Annotated in this window: 8 protein-coding genes; 5 read left to right on the top strand and 3 right to left on the bottom strand. The window is 54.1% G+C overall.

Annotation, left to right across the window (positions count from 1 at the left end; all coding sequences use genetic code 11):
• The first annotated feature begins 7 nt into the window (after positions 1-7).
• The 5 genes from B5F38_RS00725 to B5F38_RS00705 all read left to right on the top strand — a co-directional run bounded on the left by B5F38_RS00725 (position 8) and on the right by B5F38_RS00705 (position 7151).
• Positions 8-1963, top strand: a complete 1956-nt coding sequence (locus B5F38_RS00725; protein ID WP_087407404.1) for a cytochrome c biogenesis protein CcdA — start codon at positions 8-10, stop codon at positions 1961-1963.
• Between the two features lie 9 nt (positions 1964-1972).
• Positions 1973-2761: a nucleoside triphosphate pyrophosphohydrolase gene (gene mazG / locus B5F38_RS00720; protein WP_087407403.1), complete on the top strand. Its 789-nt coding sequence runs from the start codon at positions 1973-1975 to the stop codon at positions 2759-2761.
• Positions 2762-2829: 68 nt separating this feature from the next.
• Positions 2830-4452, top strand: coding sequence for a hypothetical protein (locus B5F38_RS00715; protein ID WP_087407402.1), 1623 nt, complete (start codon positions 2830-2832; stop codon positions 4450-4452).
• A gap of 85 nt (positions 4453-4537) precedes the next feature.
• A complete protein-coding gene (locus B5F38_RS00710) occupies positions 4538-6628 on the top strand; it encodes a DNA topoisomerase 3 (protein WP_087407401.1) in 2091 nt (696 codons plus the stop codon).
• Positions 6621-7151 (top strand): NUDIX domain-containing protein, encoded by a 531-nt coding sequence (locus tag B5F38_RS00705; RefSeq protein WP_087407400.1) that lies wholly within the window; start codon positions 6621-6623, stop codon positions 7149-7151. The genes B5F38_RS00710 and B5F38_RS00705 overlap by 8 nt, the downstream gene beginning before the upstream one ends.
• 8 nt (positions 7152-7159) lie before the next feature.
• Here B5F38_RS00705 and ybaK read toward each other — a convergent pair whose 3' ends face one another.
• From ybaK to tilS, 3 genes are all read right to left on the bottom strand, one after another.
• Complete coding sequence (gene ybaK / locus B5F38_RS00700; RefSeq protein WP_087407399.1) at positions 7160-7636, bottom strand: Cys-tRNA(Pro) deacylase; 477 nt, start codon at positions 7634-7636, stop codon at positions 7160-7162.
• Positions 7637-7796: 160 nt separating this feature from the next.
• Positions 7797-9896: a transcription termination factor Rho gene (gene rho, locus B5F38_RS00695; RefSeq protein ID WP_087407398.1), complete on the bottom strand. Its 2100-nt coding sequence runs from the start codon at positions 9894-9896 to the stop codon at positions 7797-7799.
• 192 nt (positions 9897-10088) lie between these two features.
• Positions 10089-11438, bottom strand: coding sequence for a tRNA lysidine(34) synthetase TilS (gene tilS / locus B5F38_RS00690; RefSeq protein ID WP_087407397.1), 1350 nt, complete (start codon positions 11436-11438; stop codon positions 10089-10091).
• Positions 11439-11566: the final 128 nt, after the last annotated feature.

Here is an 11566-nt window from a genome sequence, read left to right as displayed (position 1 = left end):
AGTTGTTATGAGAAAAAATTTGCTCCTATCGATTGTGAGCCTATTCCTCTGCATAGGCGTTCAGGCACAGATACTGGAACCGGTCAAATGGAAAGTCTCCCTGCAAGGCGAAGGCCAAGAGAAAGAAATCGTTTTTCACGCCTTTATCGAGGACGGATGGCATCTCTATGCCACCGACATTCCCCAGGGCGGACCTATCCCCACGTCGTTTTCGTTCGACGAACTGTCGCAGGTATCGCTGAAGGGTGAGGTGACACCGGCTCAACGTCCGCACGAAGAGTACAGTTCGCTGTTCGACATGAAGCTGGGATGGTACAACTCCAAAATCGATTTCAAACAGGCCCTTACCATCGACGACCCCGACAACTTCAAGATTACCGGCTATATCACCTACCAGGCCTGTAACGACGTGACCTGTCTGCCACCGACCAAATATGAATTTTCGTTTGGCGAAAGCCAGGCCGAGGCCGCTCCGGCCCCGGTCATGACGCCGGTCGCCTTCAACACCAAATCATCGTCGAGTCTGACCGACCAGCCGGGCTGGCAACCGGTTATCGAGCAGATTCAATCCATGGACAGCGACGGCGTACATCACTCCGACTCCCTCTGGTTCATCTTCCTGTCGGGTTTCGTAGGCGGTCTGCTGGCGCTGCTCACGCCCTGCGTATGGCCCATGATTCCGCTCACGGTGAGCTTCTTCCTCAAGAAACAGCAAAGCCGTCGTAAAGCCATCGGCGAGGCCATTCTCTACGGGCTCTCCATCATTGTCATCTACGTGGGTGTAGGGTTGCTCATCACCTTGTTGTTCGGAGCCAGCGCCTTGAACGACCTGGCCACCAACGCCCTCTTCAACATACTCTTCTTTGCCCTGCTGGTACTCTTTGCCGTCTCCTTCTTCGGAGCCTTCGAGATTACTCTGCCGGCATCGTGGAGCAACAAGCTCGACCGTAAGGCCGACACCGCTACCGGCATCATCGCCATCTTCTTCATGGCCTTTACGCTGGTTCTGGTCTCCTTCTCCTGCACGGGTCCCATCATCGGCACCCTGTTGGTCGAGGCTGCCTCGTGGGGTGGCAAGCTGGCCCCGGCTGTGGGTATGGGTGGTTTTGCCATCGCCCTGGCCATACCGTTTGCTCTCTTCGCCATGTTCCCCTCACTGATGAAACAGATGCCCAAATCGGGCGGCTGGTTGAATATGGTCAAAGTGGTGCTGGGTTTTCTGGAACTGGCCCTGTCGCTCAAATTCCTCTCGGTGGCCGACCTGGCCTATGGCTGGCACATCCTCGACCGTGAGACCTTCCTGGTACTCTGGATTGTCATCTTCGCCCTGCTGGGATTCTATCTGCTGGGCAAAATCAGTTTCTCGCACGACTCACCGGTAAAATATGTGTCGGTACCCCGGTTGTTCCTGGCTATCGTATCGCTGTCGTTCTCCATCTACATGATTCCCGGCCTGTGGGGTGCTCCGCTGAAAGCCATCAGCGCATTCGCTCCTCCCTTGTATACTCAGGACTTCAACCTCTACGATCAGGAGGTGCACGCCGCCTTCAACGATTACAACGAGGGTTTGGCTTATGCCCGCAAAGAGAAGAAACCGATTCTGATCGACTTCTCGGGCTATGGTTGCGTCAACTGCCGCAAGATGGAGGCTTCGGTCTGGACCGACCCGAAAGTAAAAGGGATTCTCGAAAAGCAGTATGTACTCATCACCCTCATGGTCGACGATAAGGAGAAACTGAGCAAACCTATCACCGTGACCGAAAACGGCAAGCAGGTGAAGCTGACCACCGTGGGCGAAAAATGGAGCTTCCTGCAACGCTACAAGTTCGGGGCTAATGCCCAACCCTACTACGTGATTATCGACGACAAGGGCGAACCGTTGGCAGCTCCTTACGGATATGACGAAAGCGTGCCTCGCTTCGTCAAATTCCTGCAAAGCGGATTGAAAGCATTCAATAAATAAAAAACGATTATGTCACACACCAGAGAAGAAAAGACAGAAGCATTCGGTCGCCTTATCGACATACTCGACATTTTACGCGAGAAATGCCCCTGGGACCACAAGCAGACCAACGAGAGTCTGCGACCCAACACCATAGAAGAGACCTACGAGTTGTGCGATGCCCTCATTCGTCACGACAACGAGGCTACCAAAAAAGAGCTGGGCGACGTGTTGCTGCACATTGCATTCTATGCCAAGATTGGCGAAGAGAACGGCACATTCGACATTGCCGACGTGTGCAATGCTCTTTGCGACAAACTCATCTACCGCCACCCGCATGTGTTCGGGACTACCCACGTCGAAGGTTCGAACGAGGTGGAGCAGAACTGGGAACAGTTGAAGCTGAAAGAGAAAGGCGGCAACAAAACGGTGCTCGAAGGGGTACCTTCGGCTCTGCCGGCCCTGATCAAGGCCTACCGCATACAAGACAAGGCCCGCAACGTGGGGTTCGACTGGGAAGAGCGGTCGCAGGTCTGGAACAAGGTCCACGAGGAGTTCGACGAGTTGAAAGAGGAAATCGACCACATGAATCCCGAGAATATGGAGAGTGAGTTCGGCGACCTCTTCTTCAGCCTGATTAACGCGGCCCGACTCTACGGCATCAACCCCGAGAATGCTCTGGAGCACACCAACCAGAAATTTATCCGCCGGTTCAACTACCTCGAGCACGAAACACTGCAAAAGGGACGAAACCTCAAGGATATGACACTTGCCGAGATGGATGCCATCTGGGACGAAGCCAAACAAAAAGGGCTCTAATCGGCCCCACGGGTGAACCTGTAAAGGCTCTCGTTTGTTTACTCGATACACACTTGTACGAATAAACGATGAGAGCTTTTTTATTACTCCTCCTCTCGCTGGGCTCGGCCTGGCTCCAGGCCGCCGAACATACCTGGATAGCCCCGGCGTGGACAGCCCGCAATACGCCGGTAGTTACCGTCGACAGTATCTTGCTGCGCGACACGTTGAGCCGACTCTACATCACCCTGAAACAACCCCCTCACACCACGCTTACCCTGCACGACGACTGGGAGATACAAGACAGTCTGGGCAACTTCACGGTCCGGATAAAAGATGTGGACGGGGTCGACTTCAACCGCATATTCCAGTTCGACGACGACAGTACCGTCGCTGTCGAGATGGATTTTCCACCCCTGCCGGCTTCGTGTAGCGAATTCGACCTGATAGGCAACAAACCATCGGGCGAGATACGAGTCATCGGCCTCTCACTCAATCGGCAGCAATCGCCCGTCGCCCTGTCGCCGCAACCGGCCACACGCCCCAGCCCACCACTGCCGGTCATCACCTTCGAACCCGACACCGCCTGGCTGCAAGGTCGCTTCATCGGGTACCACCGGCGGCTGAATTTGCCCGCCGGAAAGATTGTACTGACCAACCTGCTCACCCGGCAGCAAACTACCATCGAGGTTCCTGTTGCCGACGATGGCACTTTCGCCGTCCAGCTGCCCCTCTGCCATCCTGTGCAGCAAAAGTTGATTTTGGGCGACCGATACATCCCCTTCTATATCGAGCCAGACGACACGCTTTCTCTGCAAATCCCGCTTGATGAGCTGTTAGCCCCTTATCGAAATATCCGTGAAATAGAACAGAACTGTACCCACTTGATTTATCAGGGACGAAATGCACAAGCCAACTACGAGTTGCGGCAGATACGCCTGCAAGAGGCCGAGACAGACGACAATTGGATGCAGGCACTACGTACGCTATCGCCCTCGCTCTACTACCGGTCTGAAGAGAATAAACTTAAAGTAAAACTTGAACGATTGAATCGTGACTGGCAGGCACAAAAACTCTCGAGTAAGGCCTACCTCCTCTCCATTCTCAACAATTACTATCTATTTATTTCGCATTTGATTGTATATAATACAATTAAAAATATAAATACAGATAGCGAATACTCAAAATACAGAAAAATAGACATCCCATTCGCTACTATTTATCCCCTGAAAGAGCCTCTCTCTGTGGTTTCGGAATGCTATCTTCCTTTCATCACCCTGTTGGAAAGCCAAGCCAACAGCGCCACACCCCTCGACTGGACGAGCGTCGAATTTATCGAAGCCCTCAAGACCCGGAACGTCGACCTCTTGCCCGAGGAAAAAGAGGCGTTACGGCTTGCTTTAGATGGAAATACCGCTATCACCCCACAGACCCAAGCGGTAATTCAGCAACTGAACAACAGGTGTGAAAAGGAACAAATATCGATGCGGGAAGAGAAACTGAGGCAATGGAGCGAAGAGAGTTATCGGAACCGTTTCGGCTCGCCGGACGACTTCACCCGGCAACTGCTCGATGCTCGCCGAGTCGTCAGGCTCTGGCAATCGCTGCATCGGGCATTGACCATCCGGGAACAGTCGGAGTTTACGATTACAATCATCGACCCGCCGTTGAGGTTTGCCGTCAAACGCATCACCTCTCGACCCGACCGATAAAGGGAGGCGTGGAAAAGTCGAGGCCGAATGAAAATAAAAACGTACCTTTGCACTCGTTAAACTTCAAAAAGAAACGAGACCCATTATGAAAGTGTGCGTTGCCGAAAAGCCCAGTGTTGCCAAAGAGATTGCCGATATTGTAGGCGCCAAAAGCCGACACGACGGCTACTTCGAAGGCAATGGCTACCAGGTGACCTGGACCTACGGACACCTCTGCACCTTGAAAGAACCCCACGAATATACCGACCAGTGGAAGCAGTGGACCCTGCGGTCGCTCCCCATGATACCGGCCCGTTTCGGCATCAAGCTGATACCCGACCGGGGCATCGAAAAACAGTTCGGCATCATCGAGTCGCTCATGTCGAAAGCCGATGCCGTGATAAACTGCGGCGATGCCGGCCAGGAGGGAGAGCTCATTCAACGGTGGGTCATGCAGAAAGCGGCCTGCAAATGCCCCGTATACCGGCTCTGGATTTCGTCGTTGACCGAAGAGTCCATCCGGGAGGGATTCCAGAATCTCAAACCGCAGGCCGAGTTCGACTCTCTCTACTATGCCGGCTTGTCACGGGCCATCGGCGACTGGCTGCTGGGCATGAATGCCACCCGGCTTTATACCCTCAAATACGGGCAGAACCGGCAGGTACTCTCCATCGGTCGGGTACAGACCCCTACGCTGGCCCTGATTGTCAACCGGCAACTCGAGATAGAGCACTTTGTTCCCCAGCCTTACTGGGAGTTGAAAACCGTCTACCGCGACACCACCTTCTCGGTGACCAAAGGTCGGTTCCAAAGCGAGGAGGAGGGAAAAGATTTCCTGCAGAAAATCGAGGGCTTCCCCTTTACCGTGACCGATGTCACCACCAAACAGGGGAAAGAGGCCCCACCGAGACTCTTCGACCTGACCAGCCTGCAGGTCGAGTGCAACAAGAAATTCTCCTATTCGGCCGAGAATACCCTGAAGATTATCCAGTCGCTCTACGAGAAGAAGGTAACCACCTATCCGCGTGTCGACACCACCTTCCTGAGCGACGACATCTACCCCAAAGTACCGGGCATACTGGCAGCCCTGGTCGACTACCAACCGTTGACAGCTCCTTTCCAGACCGGGAAGATCCCCAAGAGCAAGAAGGTGTTCGACAACTCCAAGGTGACCGACCACCACGCCATCATTCCCACCAACGTAAAGGCCGTGAACCTCACCACCGAAGAGCGTAAGGTCTACGATCTGGTGGCCCGCCGTTTTATTGCGGCATTCTACCCCGATTGCCTCATTGCCAATACCACCGTGCTGGGCGAAGTCAATCAGATTGAATTTAAGGCGACCGGCAAACAGATTCTTTCACCGGGTTGGCGCATCGTATTCGGGAAAGAGGAGGAGAACAGCGACGAGAACGAAAGCACCCTGCCCGCCTTCACCAAGGGCGAGACGGGGCCGCACACCCCTTCGCTGGCCGAGAAGTGGACACAACCGCCCAAGCTCTACACCGAGGCTACGCTGTTGCGGGCCATGGAGACTGCCGGAAAGCTGGTCGAGGACGAGGAGCTGCGCGATGCCCTCAAGGAGAACGGTATCGGACGTCCCTCGACCCGAGCCGCCATTATCGAGACGCTCTTCAAACGGCACTATATCCGCAAGGAGCGGAAGAACCTCATTGCCACACAAACGGGGATAGAGCTTATCGGGACCATCCGCGACGAACTGCTCAAGTCGGCCGAACTGACAGGGATCTGGGAAAACAAGTTGCGGAAAATCGAGCGCAACGAGTACCGGGCCGCCGACTTTCTGGAAGAGCTGAAAAAGATGGTCGGCGAAATCGTGCTGCATGTGCTCAGCGACAATTCGGGGCGCATCACGGCAGCCACTCCTCCGGTAGAGCCCCCCAAGAAAGAGGCCAAGAAAAAAGCGGCCGCACCCGCCAAACCTCGCAAAAAGAAAGCAACAAAAGGCGACGAGGCTCAAGCCCCGGCCCCGACCGACAAACAGCCCCTGATATGCCCGCTATGCCACAAGGGCGAAGTGATACAGGGCAAGGCGGCTTACGGTTGTAGCCGATGGCGCGAGGGTTGCGGCTTTAGACTGCCTTTCGGCGAAAATGGTCAACCGCTCGACGAAGCGACCTTGCAGCAACGGATTCAAGAGTACAAACCCAACCCCAATACAGAGAATCATGAGTAACGAAGAGTGGTTTCCCCTGATCGACGAACAGGGGAAGGTCATCGGGAAGGCTACCCGACGGGAGTGTCACAACGGCTCCAAACTGCTGCACCCGGTCGTGCATCTGCACATACTCAACCCCGACGGAGAGCTGTACCTGCAAAAGCGCTCGATGAGCAAGGACATACAACCGGGCAAATGGGATACGGCCGTGGGCGGACACGTAGACTACGGCGAATCGATTGAGGAGGCGTTGACCCGCGAAGTGCGCGAAGAGCTGGGCATCACCCGCTTCACACCCCACCCGCTCATTACCTATATCTTCGAATCGGCTCGTGAGCGCGAGATGGTGAATGCCTTCTGCACCTGCTACGACGGCCCCATCACCATCGACCCCGTCGAGATAGACGACGGTCGCTACTGGCCGCTCGACGAGATACACCGCACCCTGGGCCAAGGCATCTTCACCCCCAACTTCGAACAGGAGTTCCGGCGCATCGAGCCGCAACTACTCCAGTTTCTCGGCGAAATCCAGAAGCGATAGTTCGGCGCTTAATCAATCATATCGCCCACCTGAGCCGAAACAAAGCCAATCAGGTCGGCAGGAGCGATTTTAATTTGCAAGCCTCGCTGCCCGGCACTGATGTAGATATAGTCGTGTGAGAGGCAGCTCTCCTGGATATAGACGGGGAAATTCTTCTTCATGCCGATAGGCGAACAGCCGCCCCGAATATAGCCCGTAGTAGGCAACAACTCTTTCATGGCTATCATCTCGGCACTCTTGTTGCCCGACATCTTGGCCGCCTTTTTCAAATCGACCTCCTTGTCGCCCGGAATCACACAGACGAATATGCCATGTTTGTCGCCCCGCAATACCAGCGTCTTGAATACCTGGGCAATATCCTCGCCCAACTGCTCGGCTACATGCGTAGCCGCCAGATTATTCTCGTCAACCTCATACGGTACCAGTTCGTAAGCAATCTTTCCCCGGTCGAGCAGCCGGGCCGCATTGGTCTTGTTTATCTTCATAAGTCATTTCCTCCTAACGGGTGGCAAAGGTAACTATTTTATTCCTCGGGTTGAACCGCGCAAACCTTTAATAAAAATAAACCCCGGGAGTTTTTTTCGACTCCCGGGGTCTTGTATCGGTTTTCTGAGGAGCATCTCCTCCCCTCTTTCAAATTCAGATTTAGTCGTTCATCGACAGCAGCAGCTCTTCGTTCGACGAGGTACGCTCCATGCGGTCGCGCATGAACTCCATGGCCTCGATCGAATTCATATCGGAGAGGTAACGGCGCAGAATCCACATGCGGTTGAGGGTATCTTTAGGCAACAGCAGGTCGTCGCGACGCGTACTCGATGCCGTAATATCGACAGCCGGGAAGATGCGTTTGTTCGAGAGTTTCCGGTCGAGTTGCAACTCCATGTTGCCGGTACCTTTGAACTCCTCGAAAATCACCTCGTCCATCTTCGAGCCCGTCTCGGTCAGAGCCGTGGCGATGATGGTGAGACTACCGCCGTTCTCGATGTTACGGGCGGCACCGAAGAAGCGTTTGGGTTTGTGCAGGGCGTTGGCATCGACACCACCCGAGAGCACCTTGCCCGACGCCGGCGATACGGTGTTGTAGGCGCGAGCCAGGCGGGTGATGGAGTCGAGCAGTATCACTACGTCGTGACCGCACTCGACCATGCGTTTGGCCTTCTCCAGTACAATGCTGGCCACCTTCACGTGACGCTCGGCCGGCTCGTCGAAGGTCGACGAAATAACCTCGGCCTTTACACTGCGGGCCATGTCGGTCACCTCCTCGGGACGTTCGTCGATCAGGAGGATAATCATGTACACCTCGGGGTGATTCTCCGAGATGGCATTGGCTATATCTTTCAGCAATACGGTTTTACCGGTTTTCGGGGGAGCCACAATCAAACCGCGCTGTCCTTTGCCGATGGGCGAGAACATATCGACTACACGGGTCGACAGGTTGCAATATTTGCCGCTGGTCAAGTCGAATTTCTCGTCGGGGAAGAGCGGCGTCAAGTGGTCGAACGGAACCCGGTCACGCACATATTCGGGGGTGCGGCCGTTGATTTTCTCGACCTTTACCAGCGGGAAATATTTTTCTCCATCCTTGGGCGGCCGGATGGGACCCTCGACCACGTCGCCTGTTTTCAGACCGAAGAGCTTGATTTGCGACTGCGATACATACACGTCGTCGGGCGACGTGAGGTAGTTGTAGTCCGACGAGCGCAGGAACCCATAGCCGTCGGGCATCATCTCGAGTACACCTACACCAGTGAGGATACCGTCGAAATCGTAGGCCTTCTCTACCGGTTTCGGTTCGGGAACCGGTTGCTGAGACTGGTTCTGTCCGTTGTTATTTTGATTGTTGGCGTTGTTTCGGTTTTGCGGTACAAAGGTACGCTGTCCGCGGGGAACGAAGCGTTGTTTTTCGCTATGCGGGAAGAAGGTTTGCAAGGTCGAAGGCTGCAACGGAGGTAATTGTTGTTGCTGGTGAGGTTGTGCCGACTGTTGAGCCGGTTGCGGTTGGAATTGCTGCAGCTGGGCAGGCTGTTGCGGTTGAGTCTCGGCGGGTTTGCTTTCGGCTGTGGTCTGCGGAGCCGGCTGTTGTGTCAAAGGAAGCGCAGGCTGCTGAGGCTGAGATTCGTTGGCCGATTCCAATACGGGGATAGCCTTTTTCTGAATCCGCTTGCGTTGCTTGGGCTGTCCGCCCATCGGCTGATTGGGTTGAGCCTGCGGCTCGGTTGATTCCGCATCCGGTTTCTGTTCCGAGGGAGTAGCGGTACTCTCCTTCAAATTCTCGAACAACTCGGCAACCGGTTCTTTCAAGGCCGGGTGCGAAGCCAGGCCCGTCTCTTCGATAATGGCCGATATCTCTTTCACCTCTGGCATCTCTGCCGGTTCGGCTACCTTATCATCCGCATTGTTTCCTTTGGTGTCGTTTTTCTTCTTCCGACCCCTCTTTTTCGGTTCATTTGCATCGTCCGAGTCGGCCGGAGCGGCAGCTTTCGGCTCTGCATTGGATTTATTTTCTGCCTCCTTCGAGTTTTCGGAGGCCGATTTCTCTTTGTTCTTTTTAGGTTTAGGCCCTCTTTTCTTAGGAGCAGACGGACTGGCTGCAGCTTTGCTGGCCATATCGATAGCCTGCTGGTCCAAGATTTTATAGACAAGATCTTCCTTCTCGGTGCTGTCGATCTTCTCGATGCCCATCTCGGTGGCTATCGCTTTTAACTGGTCAAGAGTTTTAGCGCTTAATTCTAAAATATTATACATGTAGATATAAATATGATTTACACTTTTCAAGGCTCCTGTATGCCTGATACATACCGGCCGAAAAAACAAATATAACTATTGGATTTGGTTGAAATACGCTGCGTACAGAATTTCATTACGCAATTCAGTGAACAAATATACGGCCGATTTACCAAACAAAACAAAGATTGTAAAATTAAGTTTGGATTTTAACTATTTTTTATAATTAAATTCGATGACTCTTCTTGTTTCAGAGGTTACCCGATAGCCATCGGCTGCACGCTCGCCCAGAATCCATAGAATCGTATCGCCCGAGCACAGCAGCAACGCATGGGATTTGTCGACCAACGAATACTTTCGATCACGGAAGTAGTCGCTCAACTTGCGACTCCCCTTCATTCCGAAAGGCCGAAAGCGATCGCCTATGCGCCACCGGCGAATAGTCAGCGGAAACTCGAGTTTATCCAAATCGAAACAAGCATGTGTCTTGTCGCGCGGCAATTCATATCCCTCTCCCTCGACACATCTGTACGACAAACAACCGTCGAGCAGCACCTCGCCCTCGCAAGGCGATGCAATCGTTGCCACAACATCCGACTGCGATTCGTCGACCTCCTGCCGTACCCATATCAATGTATCTCTATCCTTGACTACGCGGTGCCCGGGTGCCAGAAATACCCGACCCGATTCCCCACTGCATGCAGCCAGTATCTCGTCAATCTGGTCGGGTACAAAGCCACAGGGCGAAAGCAATTCGAAGAGGAAAGCCCGCGGCGAAGGGAGCGCCATCAGCCGCTCGATAGAGATACGAGTCTCGCCCGCCTCACTCGTCAACACCTCGCTCCGTTGGCGCTCGATGGCATCGCGATAGACCCGTTCCACCTCGCGCAAATTCTGCATGGTGGTGTAGATGGAACGGTCGGCCGACGGGTTGATGGTGCGCAGCAACGGCAGCACCTCGAGCCGGATTTTATTTCGAACAAAAACAGTTTCGAGGTTGGTGTGGTCGACCACATGCGACAAATGCTGATCCTCGAGATAAGCCTCTATCTCCTGCCTCGAGACCGGCAGGAAGGGACGCACCACAAAACCGTTGCGGGGACGCATCGAGGTAAGGCCGGCAATGCCCGTGCCCCGCACCAGATTCAACAACAGGGTCTCCACACTGTCGTCGCGGTGATGCGCCACGGCTATCGCCTGGGCTCCGTATTCCCTGCGCTTCGTTTCGAACCAGTCGTAGCGCAGTTGGCGACAAGCCATCTCGATAGAGAGGCTTTGTTTGCGGGCATAGCGTTGCGTATCGAACGATATTTCATCGAACGGTACCCCGAATGCCCGAGCCGTCTCACAGGTAAAATTGCGGTCTCGCAGAGATTCGTCGCCCCGCAAATTGAAATTGCAATGACAGGCGATACACGAATAGCCCAACCGCGTAAGCACATGCAGCAACGCCACCGAATCGGCACCGCCACTTATCCCCACTACGACGGGGGCCGACTTGTCCAACAGGCGGTTATCGGCGATAAAGGCCTCTACTTGCTGTAAAAATGTGAATGCAGACATGGGGAACTCTTCTTGAAATCTTGAAACAAAAGTAATAATAAAGCGAGATTTTCCCCCGCCGCTCCCCTCTTTTTTTACGGGCCGACAAAAATATTTCGTTCAAATCCACACGGCGAGCCACCTTTTAT

It is taken from the genome of Barnesiella sp. An22 (genome assembly GCF_002159975.1).
Classification (GTDB): Bacteria; Bacteroidota; Bacteroidia; order Bacteroidales; family Barnesiellaceae; genus Barnesiella; species Barnesiella merdigallinarum.
This window is presented reverse-complemented; position numbering and strand designations above follow the sequence as displayed.

Bases quoted from the DNA above. Each gene is read 5' to 3' on its own strand.
- B5F38_RS00725 (WP_087407404.1), top strand. From the start codon at position 8: ATGAGAAAAAATTTGCTCCTATCGATTGTGAGCCTATTCCTCTGCATA.
- mazG (WP_087407403.1), top strand. From the start codon at position 1,973: ATGTCACACACCAGAGAAGAAAAGACAGAAGCATTCGGTCGCCTTATC.
- B5F38_RS00715 (WP_087407402.1), top strand. From the start codon at position 2,830: ATGAGAGCTTTTTTATTACTCCTCCTCTCGCTGGGCTCGGCCTGGCTC.
- B5F38_RS00710 (WP_087407401.1), top strand. From the start codon at position 4,538: ATGAAAGTGTGCGTTGCCGAAAAGCCCAGTGTTGCCAAAGAGATTGCC.
- B5F38_RS00705 (WP_087407400.1), top strand. From the start codon at position 6,621: ATGAGTAACGAAGAGTGGTTTCCCCTGATCGACGAACAGGGGAAGGTC.
- ybaK (WP_087407399.1), bottom strand. From the start codon at position 7,636: ATGAAGATAAACAAGACCAATGCGGCCCGGCTGCTCGACCGGGGAAAG.
- rho (WP_087407398.1), bottom strand. From the start codon at position 9,896: ATGTATAATATTTTAGAATTAAGCGCTAAAACTCTTGACCAGTTAAAA.
- tilS (WP_087407397.1), bottom strand. From the start codon at position 11,438: ATGTCTGCATTCACATTTTTACAGCAAGTAGAGGCCTTTATCGCCGAT.